The sequence below is a fragment of the Prodigiosinella confusarubida genome (genome assembly GCF_002847015.1).
Classification (GTDB): Bacteria; Pseudomonadota; Gammaproteobacteria; order Enterobacterales; family Enterobacteriaceae; genus Prodigiosinella; species Prodigiosinella aquatilis.
Map to the genome: position 1 here is coordinate 3,349,893 of NZ_CP025085.1, position 15,997 is coordinate 3,365,889.

Annotated in this window: 15 protein-coding genes and 1 tRNA gene; 6 read left to right on the forward strand and 10 right to left on the reverse strand. The window is 51.8% G+C overall.

What is annotated here, in order from left to right; all coding sequences use genetic code 11:
• Positions 1-112: 112 nt before the first annotated feature.
• The gene (locus CWC46_RS15305; protein WP_021015683.1) at positions 113-697 is read right to left on the reverse strand and encodes a VOC family protein; all 585 of its coding nucleotides are present in this window, start codon (positions 695-697) and stop codon (positions 113-115) included.
• Positions 698-887: 190 nt separating this feature from the next.
• On the opposite strand from CWC46_RS15305, the gene argS reads away from it, so the two are divergent.
• Complete coding sequence (argS, locus tag CWC46_RS15310; RefSeq protein WP_021015682.1) at positions 888-2,618, forward strand: arginine--tRNA ligase; 1,731 nt, start codon at positions 888-890, stop codon at positions 2,616-2,618.
• Positions 2,619-2,763: 145 nt separating this feature from the next.
• Here the strand turns inward: argS and murJ are convergent, their stop codons facing one another.
• The 4 genes from murJ to rimJ all read right to left on the reverse strand — a co-directional run bounded on the left by murJ (position 2,764) and on the right by rimJ (position 6,730).
• On the reverse strand, positions 2,764-4,299 hold the full coding sequence (gene murJ, locus CWC46_RS15315; protein WP_021015681.1) for a murein biosynthesis integral membrane protein MurJ: 1,536 nt from the start codon (positions 4,297-4,299) through the stop codon (positions 2,764-2,766).
• A 221-nt stretch (positions 4,300-4,520) separates the two neighbouring features.
• Positions 4,521-5,414: a Gfo/Idh/MocA family protein gene (locus tag CWC46_RS15320; protein ID WP_084297633.1), complete on the reverse strand. Its 894-nt coding sequence runs from the start codon at positions 5,412-5,414 to the stop codon at positions 4,521-4,523.
• Between the two features lie 35 nt (positions 5,415-5,449).
• On the reverse strand, positions 5,450-6,115 hold the full coding sequence (locus CWC46_RS15325; protein ID WP_021015679.1) for a YceH family protein: 666 nt from the start codon (positions 6,113-6,115) through the stop codon (positions 5,450-5,452).
• Positions 6,116-6,145: 30 nt separating this feature from the next.
• A complete protein-coding gene (rimJ, locus tag CWC46_RS15330) occupies positions 6,146-6,730 on the reverse strand; it encodes a ribosomal protein S5-alanine N-acetyltransferase (RefSeq protein ID WP_021015678.1) in 585 nt (194 codons plus the stop codon).
• Between the two features lie 310 nt (positions 6,731-7,040).
• Here rimJ and mdtH point away from each other — a divergent pair, with 310 nt between their 5' ends.
• Both mdtH and CWC46_RS15340 read left to right on the forward strand, forming a co-directional pair.
• Positions 7,041-8,243, forward strand: coding sequence for a multidrug efflux MFS transporter MdtH (gene mdtH, locus CWC46_RS15335; protein WP_021015677.1), 1,203 nt, complete (start codon positions 7,041-7,043; stop codon positions 8,241-8,243).
• A 130-nt stretch (positions 8,244-8,373) separates the two neighbouring features.
• Positions 8,374-8,937 (forward strand): lipoprotein, encoded by a 564-nt coding sequence (locus tag CWC46_RS15340; RefSeq protein WP_021015676.1) that lies wholly within the window; start codon positions 8,374-8,376, stop codon positions 8,935-8,937.
• 58 nt (positions 8,938-8,995) lie between these two features.
• On the opposite strand, the gene CWC46_RS15345 is transcribed toward CWC46_RS15340, so the two are convergent.
• Positions 8,996-9,577: a TorD/DmsD family molecular chaperone gene (locus CWC46_RS15345; RefSeq protein ID WP_021015675.1), complete on the reverse strand. Its 582-nt coding sequence runs from the start codon at positions 9,575-9,577 to the stop codon at positions 8,996-8,998.
• Between the two features lie 30 nt (positions 9,578-9,607).
• On the reverse strand, positions 9,608-10,345 hold the full coding sequence (locus CWC46_RS15350; RefSeq protein WP_021015674.1) for a phosphatase: 738 nt from the start codon (positions 10,343-10,345) through the stop codon (positions 9,608-9,610).
• Positions 10,346-10,604: 259 nt separating this feature from the next.
• Between CWC46_RS15350 and CWC46_RS15355 the strand changes: the two genes are divergently transcribed.
• Positions 10,605-10,694: transfer RNA gene (locus tag CWC46_RS15355), tRNA-Ser, on the forward strand.
• Between the two features lie 224 nt (positions 10,695-10,918).
• On the opposite strand, the gene tam is transcribed toward CWC46_RS15355, so the two are convergent.
• Entirely contained in the window at positions 10,919-11,689 is a 771-nt protein-coding gene (gene tam / locus CWC46_RS15360) for a trans-aconitate 2-methyltransferase (protein ID WP_021015673.1), read from the reverse strand.
• A gap of 302 nt (positions 11,690-11,991) precedes the next feature.
• Here tam and CWC46_RS23495 point away from each other — a divergent pair, with 302 nt between their 5' ends.
• Positions 11,992-12,225, forward strand: coding sequence for a helix-turn-helix domain-containing protein (locus CWC46_RS23495; protein WP_037380896.1), 234 nt, complete (start codon positions 11,992-11,994; stop codon positions 12,223-12,225).
• A gap of 280 nt (positions 12,226-12,505) precedes the next feature.
• On the opposite strand, the gene CWC46_RS15375 is transcribed toward CWC46_RS23495, so the two are convergent.
• Both CWC46_RS15375 and CWC46_RS15380 read right to left on the reverse strand, forming a co-directional pair.
• Entirely contained in the window at positions 12,506-13,048 is a 543-nt protein-coding gene (locus tag CWC46_RS15375) for a flavin reductase family protein (protein WP_021015672.1), read from the reverse strand.
• 401 nt (positions 13,049-13,449) lie between these two features.
• Positions 13,450-14,352 carry a DMT family transporter gene (locus CWC46_RS15380; protein ID WP_021015671.1) on the reverse strand — a complete coding sequence of 301 codons (903 nt, stop codon included), beginning with the start codon at positions 14,350-14,352 and terminating at the stop codon, positions 13,450-13,452.
• A 902-nt stretch (positions 14,353-15,254) separates the two neighbouring features.
• Here CWC46_RS15380 and CWC46_RS15385 point away from each other — a divergent pair.
• Positions 15,255-15,932 (forward strand): hypothetical protein, encoded by a 678-nt coding sequence (locus tag CWC46_RS15385; protein ID WP_021015669.1) that lies wholly within the window; start codon positions 15,255-15,257, stop codon positions 15,930-15,932.
• Positions 15,933-15,997 lie beyond the last annotated feature (65 nt).

Consider the following 15,997-nt stretch of genomic DNA (forward strand, 5'->3'; position numbering starts at 1 on the left):
AACTATGACACTCAACGAAGAATTCGGGAGAGACAAAGGTCACAATGAAGGGGCTAATTCGCTACAGAATATGACCGGCCACACAATTTCAGATAATACCGGTGTAAATCAGCTAGGCTGACGGCCTGTTGACGCCGCGCTGCTCACTAGTGACAACGTCACGGATATCAAATGGATGAAACTTAAGGGTGACGATGCCATCGGAAACCGCCAGCGTCGGATTGGGTAACCGTTCACGCTCGCCTTGTGGTGCGCTGAACTTCAGTTTTATCCCCGGCGTGGTAAGTGCCGCATCCGGTAAACAGGCCAGCGCCCGCTGATGCAGCGTCGCCGGATCGCCCGTCAACACCAGTTCCACATGCTCCCAGCCCTCATGCGGATAACGTTTGTTGCCCGGCCACGGCAGTTCCACACAATCCATCCGCCACGGCCCGACGACCAGCGGCTGCGCCAGAATAAACAGGCAAATAGGTCGGTGATTGATGATGTTCTCTGACAGCAGCGTGCCGCAGGCCAGCAACTGCTCACGCCAGCGTTCGGCGGTCGCATTCTGATGGCAGCGCAAGGCAATATGATCGGCCTGAAAGTACGATAGATCCAGTTGTAACCGCTGCGCCAATGCCAGCAATGCCTGCTCAAAACGCACTAAATCGTCCATTAATTCAGGCGGTAACAGCGAATGGGATGGTTCGCGCATTGTGACCTCATGTTTGTTGGCACTATTTTCCCGTCGTAATGTACCTATCCGGCTCATCAACATCCATCATTTTCTCCGCCCCACGCGGGTATCCACGCCTTATATTGCGGGGGTCTACAGCGTCGTGCTGCTGACGAACAAACCCGAATATGGTATAAGAACAACTTGATTTGTCATTTAAGGTAACCCGGTGAATATTCAGGCTCTTCTTTCGGAAAAAGTCCGTCAGGCATTGATCGCTGCGGGCGCGCCCGCTGATAGCGAAGCACAGGTTCGCCCATCAGCCAAGGCGCAATTTGGTGATTATCAGGCGAATGGCGTCATGGCCGTCGCTAAAAAATTAGGCATGCCACCACGCCAGTTGGCGGAAAAAGTGGTGCAGTTATTACCACTGGATGGTATTGCCACCCAAACGGAAATTGCCGGTCCCGGTTTTATCAATATTTTTCTCGATCGCCAATGGTTAGCAAGCCAGTTGGAAACCGCGTTGACCGCGCCGAAACTGGGTGTCACGCCGGTTGAACCACAGACCATCGTCATTGATTATTCAGCACCGAATGTGGCGAAAGAGATGCACGTTGGCCATTTGCGATCCACTATCATTGGCGATGCCGCAGTACGCACTCAGGAGTTTCTCGGCCACCACGTGATTCGTGCCAACCATGTCGGCGACTGGGGCACTCAATTTGGTATGCTGATCGCTTATCTGGAAAAAGTGCAGAATGAAAATGCGGGCGAAATGGAACTGTCCGATCTGGAAGTGTTCTATCGCGAAGCGAAAAAGCATTATGACGGAGATGCCGCCTTCGCCGAGCGGGCCCGTGGCTACGTGGTGAAATTACAAGGCGGTGACGAATATTGCCGCACCATGTGGCGTCGGCTGGTGGATATCACCATGAGCCAGAACCAGCGCAATTATGACCGACTGAATGTCACGTTGACCCAAAACGACGTGATGGGCGAAAGCCTGTATAACGATATGCTGCCGGATATCGTGGCAGATTTGAAAGCCAAAGGGTTAGCGGTGGAAAGTGAAGGCGCCACCGTCGTGTTTCTTGATGAGTATAAAAACAAGGATGGCGATCCGATGGGCGTCATCATCCAGAAAAAGGATGGCGGCTATCTCTACACCACCACCGACATCGCTTGCGCCAAATACCGCTATGAAACGCTGGGTGCCGACCGGGTGCTGTATTACATCGATTCCCGCCAACATCAACATCTGATGCAGGCCTGGACCATTGTGCGTAAAGCCGGTTATGTGCCGGAATCGGTCAGCCTGGAACATCATATGTTTGGCATGATGCTGGGCAAAGACGGCAAACCGTTCAAAACCCGTGCTGGCGGCACCATCAAGCTGTCGGATCTGCTGGATGAAGCCTATGAGCGTGCGCTAAAACTGATTGCCGATAAAAATCCGGATATGGACAGTAACGAACTGGCGGCACTGGCGCAGGTGGTTTCGGTTGGTGCAGTCAAATATGCCGATCTGTCCAAGAGCCGCACCACTGATTATGTGTTCGACTGGGACAATATGTTGGCGTTTGAAGGGAATACCGCGCCGTATATGCAATATGCCTACACTCGCGTGGTGTCAATCTTCAAACGTGCCGGGGTGGAAGCTGCCGACCTGACGCAACCGGTGGTGCTGAACGATGATCGTGAACAAGCGCTGGCAACCCGGTTGTTGCAGTTTGAGGAAACCATTACCACCGTGGCTCGCGACGGTACGCCGCATGTGATGTGTAGCTACCTGTACGACCTGGCCTGCCTGTTCTCCAGTTTCTATGAACACTGTCCGATCCTGAATGCACAGAGCGACGCCGAGCGTCAGAGCCGTCTGAAGCTGGCACTGTTAACCGCCAAAACGCTGAAGCAAGGGCTGGACACACTGGGTATCCAGACTGTCGAGAAGATGTAGCCACTATCTGAATAAAACGCCGGAGATGACGGTTTACTGTCATCTCCGGCGGCGGAACCTGCTTTGAGAAACAATAGGTTATTATGATAGCTCCCCGCCTCATGGCAGACGGTGCAACATCAATGGCAACCGTGGCAGGGACCGCTCACATGCCATGACGAGCAAAATCCCGCAGACGAAATCCCAGCAACGCCAGCGTCGCAAAATAACTCCCCGCCCCGACCACGACCACCAGCAGCAGCCGCAGAATACGTGACGTCATGCCACCCATATCCCAGGCGGGCATCCATGCGCAAATCCCCAACAGCACCAGCGACATCACGACAACGGCCACCACAAGCTTAATGAGAAACAGCCGCCAACCGGCTTGTGGCTGAAAGATCTGCTGTTTACGCAATTGCCAGAACAGCAACCCGGCATTAAGACAGGACGCCAGACCGATGGACAACGCCAGACCCGCATGTTGCAGCGGCCCGATAAACACCAGGTTCATCAATTGGGTACAAATCAATGTCACAATGGCGATTTTTACCGGCGTCTTGATATCCTGCCGGGCATAAAATCCCGGCACTAATACCTTCACCAAAATCAGTCCCATCAGACCAACGGAATAAGCCACCAAGGCACGTTGCGTCATGGCCGCATCAAACGCGTTAAACCGGCCATACTGGAATAATGAAACAATCAGCGGCTTGGACAGAATGCCCAGCGCCACGGCGCTCGGTAACGCCAGCAGGAAACAGAGCCGCAGCCCCCAGTCCATCAGCCGCGAATAGTCTTGCAGATTGCCGCTGGCCACGCTTTTCGACAACGATGGCAGCAGAATCGTCCCCAGCGCCACGCCCAACACCCCAGAGGGAAACTCCATCATGCGATCGGCGTAATACATCCAGGAAATCGCGCCCTGATTGAGGAAAGAAGCAAAAATCGTGTTGATGATCAACGAAATCTGGCTAACAGACACCCCGATAATCGCCGGCCCCATCAGCCGCATAACCCGCCAGACACTCGGGTCGCGCCACTTGAGGCGCGGCAACACCAACATGCCGATTTTTTTCAAGTGCGGCAGTTGATAGCCCAGTTGCAAAAACCCACCCACCAGCACCGCCCATGCCAACGCCAATACCGGCGGGTGGAAATACGGCGTGGCAAACAGCGCAAAGCCAATCATGCTGACATTAAGCAGTGTCGGCGCAAACGCCGGTACCGAAAAACGGTTCCAGGTATTCAGCACCGACCCGGCCATTGACGTGAGGGAAATCAGCAGAATATAGGGGAACGTAATACGCAGCAGCGTCGAGGTCAGCGCAAAGCGCTCTGGTGTGGCGGCAAATCCGGGCGCGGTGGCCATAATCACCCAGGGTGCAGCCAGCATCCCCACGACCGTCACCGCAGCCAGCACCAGCGTCAACATCCCGGCGATATAGGCGAGGAAGGTGCGGGTCGCCTCTTCACCCTCCTGGCTCTTGTACTCGGCCAGAATCGGGACAAACGCCTGGGAAAACGCTCCCTCAGCGAAAATGCGCCGCAACAGATTCGGCAGTTTAAACGCCACAAAAAAGGCGTCGGTCGCCATACCGGCACCAAACACCCGTGCCACGATCGCATCCCGCACAAAACCCAACAGACGCGAGAGCATCGTCATAGAACTGACCGCAGCCAGTGATTTAAGTAGATTCATTTAAATTTTTCTGAATACCGGGAAAATCGGATGTCCGTCATCCCCGCACCGGCAGGGAGCCATTGCCAATCAATACGTTACTGTTCAGAATCTCTCCCGGCGTTCATCGGGTTGACAAAGAGAAACCGATCATGGTGCTCACACTCATCGCTGAATGCGCCGCCTAGTCTACGCATTGTGTGACCAATAGCTACACTCGCATGTCATGACCGCCTGTTTTTTCAGCTTTTTCCCAGCAGTGATTCAATAATGCGCTGCGCACGCAACGCCTGCTCCCCCGAGGTTTGTGGCGGTTGTTGTTCAGTGACCGCATCGATGAAATGATTAACGGCACCAACAAAACCGCGCTGTTCCAGCGTAGTTTGCCATGCTGGAGCTGGAGATTGCAGCACGCATCCGTCACGTTCCTGTCGCCATTCGCACAAATTGGCTACCTGATACAGCGCCCCGGTCGTCACCGCCTGAATGGCTTCACGCTGACTGCCCGCCTGTCGATGCATGCTGGTGGTTATCTGACACGTCCCAACCTGAAAATGGTGTTCGGCATACACCAGTTGTCCTTGTGGATTACAGCGGATTATGCCGTTGTACAGCGTAACGTCGCCTTCTGCCAGCCACAGTGCCGTATCCACCACATGCAGATAATCATCCAACAGCGTGAAACCGGCATCCTGTGGGCCAATGTCATCAAGACGGTGCTTCTCCATACGAATAGCATCCGGCTGCACCAGACACTGCTTGAGTTGCAGATACAACGGTGCAAAGCGACGATTGAACCCAACCATCAGCGTCCGTTGCTGCTGCTGCGCCAGCATCACCAACGCCTGCGCTTGTCCCAGTGTTTCCGCCAACGGTTTATCCACGTACACATGCAGCCCGGCCAGCAACAGCGTTTCCACTATCGCATAATGGCTGGCGGTGCTGCTGTGAACAAAGACGGCATCACACTGTCCCATCAAGTCGTCCAGACTGGCAAAACAGGGGATGCGATACGATTGACAGATCGACTGCGCCCGGCGTTGATTAGGCGAATAGGCTCCCGCCAGTACCCAGCGCTCTGCCTGACTGAGAATAGGAAGATAGGCTTTACGGGCAATTGACCCCAATCCCACCATGCCGATGCGCAATGGTGTTATGTCCACGGAGCGGCTCAATTTGTTTTTTCCGATAAATGTGTTTTTTCCGATAATAGCGCCGCCAGTTGCTGGCGTAGTTCAGCGACGTCATTTTCCAGCGCCGCCACCCGTACCGACAGACTGCTGTCAGTGGTGTCGTCCTCAGTTGACAACAGCGCTTCATCCGTAACATCGCCGTTAAAAAGATGCATAAACCGGCTTTCACGCTTTCCCGGCTCCCGCGCCAGCCGCACCACAAACGGGCCATCATCACGCTGTTGCAGTTGCTGGAGTACGCTTTCCGCTTCGCTGACATCGGCAAATTCATACAAACGGGCCGCGCGTGTGCGCAGTTCGCCGGGCGTTTGCGCCCCACGCAGCAACAGGGTACACACCAGCGCCAGTTCCGCAGTAGAAAATTTCAGATCGCCAAATTCGGAATTGCAAAAACGGTGTTCATATTTGATGACCCGGTTGCCAAATCCGCTGACGGTACGCAGGAAATGCTTTTTCACCAGCCTATCCAGCGTCTGCTGAACCTCGCTTTCGCTCAGGTTCATGACCGGCTCACGATTGGTTTTCTGATTACAGGCGGCGGTCAGTCCATTTAATGACATCGGATACTGTTCTGGCGTGACGACCTGCTTTTCCAGCAGGCAACCAATCACTCTGGCTTCGTGGGCGTTTAGCTGATATTTCATGACAATTCCTTAGCGCTTGTCGGCATTATCTTACCGCATCGGTGTCCATTCATGGTTAGTCAGGGCGGTGAGCACGTGATCCTGCCACTTACCATCAATCAATAAATAATGTTTGGCGTACCCTTCTTTTTCAAAGCCCAGCCGGGTCAACAGGTCGCCGCTACGATGATTGTGCGGCATGTAGTTCGCCATAATACGGTGCATATGTTGCTGATGTTGCATATAGCGCAGTGCCGCCCGCAGCGCTTCATACATCAACCCTTGTCCCTGCCACTTTTGCCCCAGCGAATACCCCAGATAACAGGCATGAAACGAGCCGTGCAGTACATTGCTGAAATTGGCGACGCCACACACTTCTTTTTCATCTTGATCAAGCAGCAGGAAATAGTAGGCACTGCCCTGCTTGTGCATATCACCAATGACACTTAAACGCGCTTGCCAACCGGAAGGATAGCAGTGACTGGCATCACGCACCGGTTCCCAGGGCTTCAGAAAATCACGATTTTCCGTGTAATACTCTGCCAGGCGCCAGGCATCACGCTCATAAGCCAGACGCACCACCAGACGGTCCGTCGTCAGACGTACTTTGTCCGGCATGGGACGATAACCAAACATTCCTCTCTCCCAAGGTTACTGATCGTCGATAAGTAAAATTCATTGAATAGACGGGGCCTACCTCTGTCGAAGGAAAATAGGGTAAGTAACCGTTAATCCTTACTATAACCACATAAATTCTCTGACGTAAAATCCCTATCGCCGAGTTATTATGCAATCAGAATGATAAAAATTCCTTTTCTTCAAAAATTGCTACTCAGATAACGCTAAGTCGATAAAAAAATATTATCCCCAATGATCTATCGTAAATGTTGAAGAGACGCCAGAATAGCCATGTCAGTTATTTTCTCTCTGCCTCTCGTGGTGAAACATGTCGTTGATGGCGCAGGCTCGCAGCCTGGGTAAATATTTTCTTCTACTGGATAACATGCTGGTAGTATTAGGTTTCTTCGTCGTATTTCCTTTGATTTCCATTCATTTTGTCGATCAGTTGGGTTGGGCCGCACTTACCGTTGGGGTCGCGCTGGGCCTTCGCCAGCTTACCCAGCAAGGTTTGGGGATTTTTGGCGGCGCGATTGCCGACCGGTTTGGTGCCAAACCGATGATTATTACCGGTATGCTGATGCGCTCCGCCGGGTTTGTGTTTATGGCACTGGCGACTACCCCTATCATGCTGATCCTGTCGTGCATTCTCTCCGCACTGGGTGGCACACTGTTTGATCCGCCGCGTACCGCGATGGTGATCAAGCTCACGCGCCCACACGAGCGTGGTCGTTTTTTTTCGCTGCTGATGATGCAGGACAACGCAGGTGCCGTGATCGGCGCCCTGATCGGCAGTTGGCTGATGCAATACAACTTTACGGTGGTGTGCTGGGTGGGCGCATTCGTATTCGTACTGGCGGCCGGCATGAATGCCTGGCTGTTGCCGGCTTACCGTATCTCCACGATTCGAACGCCGGTACGTGAAGGGTTGTTGCGTGTTATGCGCGATCGCCGCTTTGTCGTCTACGTCCTCAGCCTCACCGGTTATTTCATGTTGGCGGTTCAGGTGCTGCTGATGATGCCGATTATGGTCAACGAACTGGCGGGCACACCAAGTGCGGTGAAATGGATGTATGCGATTGAAGCGGCACTATCGCTGACGCTGCTCTACCCAATTGCCCGCTGGAGCGAAAAACGCTTCCGGCTGGAGCAACGCTTGATGGCCGGATTGTTTGTCATGACCCTCAGTCTGTTCCCGATGGGTATGGTTACCAGCCTGCAACTGTTGTTGATGTTAATCGGCCTGTTTTACATCGGTTCAATCATCGCCGAGCCGGCACGAGAAACGCTCGGCGCCTCACTGGCGGATGCCCGCGCCCGCGGCAGCTACATGGGGTTCAGTCGTATGGGACTGGCGCTGGGTGGCATGCTGGGTTATAGCGGCGGCGGCTGGCTGTTTGACGTTGGGAAGTCGCTGGGACAACCCGAACTCCCGTGGTGTATGCTCGGCATTATTGGTCTGATAACGTTGGCGGCGCTGTACTGGCAGTTCCATCTGCGTCGCATTGAACCGGCGATGCTGGGCAGTTAATGACATCATAAGTATCACCCATTGGCGTTTTTTTTCGGCACTATCCGATTGGCGCATCGTCATGAATATCGCACGCTGCCCAGGCTCCGTACTGACGGAAGCACTGAGGGAGATTAACGAGGTTATAACAATGAAAAAATCAGGATGGGCAACGCTGGCGTTGCTGGGCACATTTTTGCTAAGTGGCTGTAATCAACTCACGCAGTACAGTCTGAGCGAGCAGGACGTCAATCAGTACCTGCAAAAACACAATGATTACCAAAAACAGGTAGGGGTTCCCGGCGTGTTGGATGCCCACATCGTTTTAACCGATTTATCAAGCCAGATTGGCCGAGCCGAGCCGGGTAAAGTCACGCTGACGGGCAACGCCAAAATCGATATCAGTTCACTGCTCGGCTCTCAGTCCGCCGATATGAAACTGACACTGAAAGCACAACCGGTATTTGATAAATCCCAGGGCGCCATTTACCTGAAAGATCTGGAATTGACCGATTACACCGTTCAGCCGGAGAAGATGCAGTCGGTAATGAAAACGCTGACGCCTTATCTTAATGAGTCGCTGAAAAGCTACTTCGACCAGAAACCGGCTTATGTGCTGAATGGTGATCACAGCACCAAAGAGGCGATAGCGAAAAAGCTGGCGAAAGGCATTGTAGTCAAACCCGGACAACTGGTGATTATGCTGACCGATTAAAAACAATAAACCGGTGGTCATGACGGCCACCGGTTTATCTATCTGTGTCTACTACGTTTTATTCTGCTTCGTCAACGTCCGCCGTATCATCTGACACCGCTTCTTCCAGCTCATCGCGCATTGCCCCCAGCGCTTCGCGGCACACTATCGCCAGCGTGCGATAAAACGCCGTCGTCGCGTGACTCTCCACCTGGCCCAGAAAACGGTTGCTCCACGGCAGCAAATAATTATCGAACAGCGCCGTCTGTGCAGCGGTTTCATCTTCCTGCGCGTGATCTTCCAGCCAGGAAGCCGCCAGCAGTAAACCGCCGAAGTGATCTACCGGACCATCACCCAACGGCATCCCGCGCTGTTGCAGAAAGGCGCGGATTTCCGTTTCAGGCGAAGCAGGTTCATAGGCGGACCGCCACGGCGACATCGATGCGGCTTCGCCGACGAACAACGCCTGATAATCCTCATTCAGCGCCGGCAGGTCGACACTTTTTTGCAGCCGTTCCAGCAACGCATCCTGCTCCAGAGGCCACTCCTGACGTAGTTTGCCTTCGCGAATCAGGGTAAACAACGGTGCCAACAACGGATCCTGTGGCTGACGATAAAACAGCGTACCCAGGATACGGCACACAATGGAAAACTCATTCATTTCACAACCTTGTAATTATTGGTGACAACGTCACAACTCCGCAAATTCAGGAATCACTGGCCTGCCGCGTTGTTCCAGAAAATCAAGAACCCGACGAGGGCTGACATTCAACACGCGTTGCTGTGGGAAATCAATATCCCGCAAAATCTGCTCGCACTGGGAAAATTCCCCCAGAGAAAAAGCGATGTGCGAATCTGAACCGAGTGCCAGATAGCCACCGGCATCCCGCACCGCTTCCGCAATCGCCCGACAATTCGGTTCACTGCCTTTACGGGAGTGAGTAAACGAAGAGTTATTCAATTCCAGCGCCACATGATATTTTGCCGCCGCCTGCGCGACAGCGCGAATATCAATCGGAAATTTAGGGTTACCCGGATGGCTAATAATATGCACATCGCCTTGTGCCATCGCGGCAATCATCGCCTCGGTATGCGTGGCTTCATCCCGTGGCGGAAACACCGGTTCATGAAAACCAGCAATCACCACATCCATGCACTCCAGCATGGGACCGGTGCAATCGATATCACCGGCCAGGTTTTTGATATTGGATTCAATTCCGCGCAGGATCCCTACTCCATCCACCATCCGTGGCCAGACCCGCATATTGATAAAATGCCAATGATGCGGCGCGTCCGCCATATCCGGACCGTGGTCGGTAATGGCAAACAGACGGATCTGCTTTTGCTTGGCGATAGCGATGTAATCATGCAGGGTACTGTAAGCGTGCGTACTGGCAACAGTGTGCATGTGTAAATCGACGGGATACATGATTTCTCCTGGTTCGGCATTTGATAGCCAGCATATCATTTATCCGCTGACGATACAGCGGACACGACCAGGACGTAACCATAAATTAACATAATGGCAACCCATTCCAGCATGGCCCATATCGTGTTTCTCTGTCGAACTGGCGAGGAAAGCAGCAAATTGCGTTAAGTTTGGCTAAACGCACTGTTTCATGACACAAGGAGGTTGACGCTGTGGCTGAATTTCCCTAGAGTAGCGCCGGTCGCCGATAGGCGCATCCGGTGAGGTGTCCGAGAGGCTTAAGGAGCACGCCTGGAAAGTGTGTATACGTGAAAACGTATCGAGGGTTCGAATCCCTCCCTCACCGCCATTTCAGTCCCATCGTGTGTTGGCGCACGGGCGCCGACATGATCGGCCACCAGACGGACAATGCGCTCGTCATCTTGGTCGCCCGGAAGTCCTGTTCAACACCGAGATGAACTTTCAGACTGTCTCATCCAATCCAGCACCCGCCGCGAGCAGCAACTCGTCGTCGGGCGGAAACTGCGCCACCTCGAGCGGCCTCCCCTCATCAGCAACGCGTCTCGCTGACTGTCAGCGAGACGCCACGATGAACAATCGTGGGAAGGGCAGCAGCACAGTACCATCAGACAATGTCGGATATGCATCAGAAACGGCTGCACGATATTGAGAAAGATATCTCTCTTGTTCAACATCGTTGAGTGGTAAGAGGAAGGGACGAAGGCCGCTGCCTTTGAACCACTCCACCACAGCGTTCGCGCCTCCTGCGAGTGGGTGGTGATAAGTGGTTCGCCATATGTCCACTCTGCTGCAGAGCGGCCGCAAGAGGCTATAATACCAATCTGCACTTTCCACTATCGTACGCTCACCCGCAGACTTGGCGAGTTTGTCGGCCCATGGCTGTTCGACGGCTATTTCACGCATAAGCCGGTGCGCGGGTTCGTTGAGGTTGTCCGGCATCTGTATGGCCAAACTTCCTCGACTGCTAAGAAATTTGATCAATCGCGGTAATAGAGATGCGTGGTTGGGCACCCAATGGAGAGCCGCATTTGCGAGAATGACGTCAAATGAACCGGGCCCATCCCAGGCCTCGATAGACGTGACCGTGAATTGGCATTTCGGGAGACGCTTTCTGGCAGATTCGATCATATCTGCGGAGCTATCTATTCCGCTGACCGATGCATTTGGAAATCTGTCTACAAGAATCCCAGTTGAATTGCCGGGGCCGCAACCGAGATCGATTGCCGCCATAACATCGGTAGTAGATACCGCATTGAGTAAATCGCGTACTGGACGGGTGCGTTGATCCTCGAATACAGTGTATTGTTTGGGTGACCAGCTCATTGCAAATTGCCTCCGAATTTTCCGAACTTGGCGACCGGCGCATTTATTGTCTTCTGACTTTGAGCCGGTTTATGCGCCAGAAATTCCAATGGGCTGGATGAGAGGCACACGCGATAGCCCAATGCGTTGTGCTCGCGTCACTACCTCCCGTCAAGCGCCTCGGGATTAATCATGTGGATAGGTTGTCCCCGATCGAAGGCGACGATCTGATCGAAAACATCCGAGAATTGCAGATCCCATTCCTCGAGCGTGACATAGCCAATATGGGGGGTTGCCGTTACGTTCGGCAGGGTTAGTATGGCATGGTTCTAGGCCGGCTTCTATATTTTGTGACGATCGCGAAGGCGCGACATATCACGCACGCTGCGGCACAGCTCGGGATACAGCAGGCACCCCTGAGCCAGCAGATCAAGGTGCTGGAACAGGAAGTTGGCGTTGGAACTCTATCACGCCAGCTCACCGGATCTCATCCGGAAGCTTCAGTCGCTGGAGCTACATGTCGCCTTTGCACGCACGACACTTCGCGTCCCCTCTGACCTTCAGGTCGTGCATCTCTTGGAAGAGCCGATAATAGGTCGCCATGACACATCCGAAGTGGGTCATGGTTAAATCCTCCGCCGTTTGAGCCAAGCCTGATGGCGCACAAGCGTGTAGAAGCCCGGCATTCAGAGGGCTATGGCGAACCGTGGCGAAGAAACAGCGGCTTACAGCGTGCCGGATTTAGAGGGTGCTGATTCCGGCACCCCGGCGTCGGTCCAGGGGGTGACGATTGAAAAGAAGCGCACCGCGCAGAAAGATGTTCGGAGACGATGCGGCTCACACGCCCGGAGGGAGTTTGGAGCGCATCATTTCCTTGCGGTCGAGCCTGCGACCGTCCACAACGAAGGTGCCGTCCCCAACGGCGTGCAACATGCGCTTCTCCTTACGCATTGCGTCCAGATAGGCCGCAACACCCTCCAGGACGACGATGCTATGCCGCTCGACGATGTCCGTGACGCGGCATTCGATATTCGCCAGACATTCCCCGATGAGCGGGGCGCGCACATGTTTCGCGGGCAGAGCCGTAAGGCCGAATTTCTCGAACTTGTCGGTATCTGCGCCGGAGCAGGTTCCTATTCCGACGACGGTGTCGATCATGTCCACCGTCGGGATCGAAATCACGCATTCCCGTGAGGATTCCAAAGCAGCGTAGGAATAGTTCCAGGCTCCCGTGGTGATCGCGAACGCCGCAGAAAACCCCATGACCATTGTCCAGGTAATGGTCATGATATTGTTCTTCACACCGTCATTCGTCGTCACGAGGATGACGGGTCCGGGTTCGACCAGGGTGAATGCTTTTTCAAGGGAAAGCGTGTGCATGTCGCGCTCCTTCGTCGTGGATAGTCACATTATATACGCTTCTGCCGGATGCTCATGTCGGGTCTTGTCCGCTGTCGGGCTGCGGCAGACGGACCGGACGCTCGATGCGCTTCGTCGCCTCTTCAAACGCGGGCTGGACGAAGGCCCGCACCAGCATTATCATAGTGCTCATCTTCGTCGGGCGCTGCCCGCCATATTCGACGTACATTAACCCCCAGACGACAGTCTGGGGGTTTTTCGTTTATAGCAAGGCGAAAAAGTCAATGTCACAATAAAGCCTGACGACGGCCCAGCCGTGGTCAAGCGACTGGACGTTGGCGATGAACAGGCATTGATGCGCAATTGCATATTCGGTTAGTCACCAGGAACGGGAGGACTGAACCCAGACCCTTTAGCGCCTATTACGCTGTTTTCAGTCTTCGTGGCAGGATATTAAATTCATGCAGGAAGATTGCAAAAAATACTAATCCACCGCCAATATATTGGGATATGGTTGATACCTGCCCCAAAAATACCATACTAAAAATTATTGCAAAAATAGGCTCTGACAATTCAATCAACTGAACTGACTGGCTTGATGTCAACGTCAGCGCTTTAGTGGTACACCAAAAGCCCCCTATCGTTGGAAGGATAGCGAGAAGAATAAGAATTAAAGTAACCTGTGGTGATATATCGCTTATTTTTAACTCTTGATGGACAGGGATGTAGAGATAAATTGAGCCGAATAATAGCAAGATGCACATTTGCGGTATGCCAGAACCCAACTTTAGCTTTTTTGACAAAAACAAGAAAAGCCCATACCCAAGCCCGGCCAAAGCAGCATTAATAAGCCCCTTATCAAGAGAGAGATTAATACCACCATCATTAGAGAAAATAAGGTACAACCCGACAATGGATAATACTATGGCCTGTATTTCTTTGACGTTAAAAAAACGTCTCTCAGAAATAGCTGACAGGAGAAATGAAAATACAGTAGCACTGCCGAATAGAATAAAAACGACTGTCGAGACATTCGTTGTAACGTAGGCATTTGTTTCAAAGTGGTATAGCACGAAGAAACCAAAGAATGCACACACCGCGACGACTATCCATTTAGATTGGAAAAAAGTCACTAACGCCTTGCCTTTTCTAAAAGAAAATACAATTAGTGAAATGATGATCAGTCCAAGAGAGCATTTATAGAACGCAACTTGATTGGGAGATAAACCAGACTGGAATAATTTCACGCTGAATACACCCACGGTGCCATTGAATATAGCGGCCAGTAAGGCATATATTATTCCTGATAATCTCGTTGCTTTCATTGCCTAACTCCTTGCCACAGTGTTTAGTCCTGCGTGGTTATTAAAAGATGACAGTGGAGCCAGCTTCTCCATAATTTCATTGTTGAATTCAAATTTCATTATTAACCCTCAAAGCGATTTACGACAGATTTTGAATTCAATGAATATTGACATAGAAGTCTACCTTCAGAAGGATGGCGATCCATTAAATCAAGGAATTTTCGTTCTGATGTACTGGCACTACCAAGGTTATCTTGCACCACCCCGACGAAACACTCACCACATTTTTCTTGTAAGCCCCAGGGGTTTAGAGCGTCAGTTGATGAAATAACAATTGACAATGCAGGCCCTATCAAAACGTTAAACGCCGTTCCATTTACAGTAAGCTCGGTCATTTTTGTTAAAAATATTTAATGTTACTTGTCAGAGTTGCAAAGTTACAACACTGTGAATTTTTAGTCAATAAATCTGATTTAAAATTCACTATTGTGGTTATTTTATATTTATAATCAAATAGTTAAATTATTAGCATGCTATTTTTTTTCAAAAAAGGCATCTCAATCGCGAATTTTCTGCATGGCAAGCGTAAGCCTGTTTTTAACCAACGCAGTTGTCGCCTAAGTGGCGCGTTTGCGCATTCTATCTCCTGTTGAGCTGGTAACGCCAGATTGGGTAATCACCGCAGCCAACAGGTGCATATACGCCTGTTGAAGCAGAAAAAGCGCACGACACCACATCTCTGATAGTCGAGATGCTGATAGTCAAAAAAACACGGATCAAAGAAGTATCAATATATTTTTTAATTTTTCAATTGATAAATATTCATTATGATTTTGTTGCATGGTTGTTTCCCGATGGTCTAGCATTTCCTTACAAAATAGTAGAGATGTTAATTAATAACTGATAATCGAGAGAGAAACTTAATGGTTACCACTGATGCAATGTTAAAAAAGCTTGAGTCCGCCGTTGATACCTGCATGGAAGCGGAGTTTGCCAAAGACGAAATCATGGCGGAGTTTCACAAGGCAGACTGGTTCAATGAAGGGTATTACAAGCGGCATATCCTGGAATGTGTCATTCGCATTCATATGAATAATGAACTGGATGCACGAGCGGTACAGGCCGCAGCCATCAATAACATCTCTGCTGCCAAGCAGCTTTCCTATTATTTGTATGACGAGTTCGGCCATGACGAAATGTTCGGTCAGGATCTCAATATTTATGGCTATGCAAAGTCTGACATTCAGGCGGAAAACGCCTTCCCGGAAACGTGGAAACTGATGGGCTACCTCAACCTATGCGTCAGTAAGTTCGGTCCACTCGCGGCAATCACCTGGGACTGGTTCCTGGAGTATTATGGCGATAAATACAACCCATTCATTACGCAGAAAGCGAGCGCGAACATGGGCCAGCCGGCAGTAAACGGCGCCGCGTCACACGTCGCCTTTGATGAAGCAGAAGACCACAGCGGTATGATGAATAACATGCTGTCTTCCGTCATCAAGGATGAAAAAGACCTGGAAAAAGCGGTCGTTCATATCAAGGCCTTTGTGCCGATGGTAGGCGAGTATTTCCAGGCACTGCGCGCCGCAACGCTTTAACTCAGAAACGCAGACCGGTGTAATGGCAAAATATCGCGTTCGCATTGGAGACCTGACGTATACCG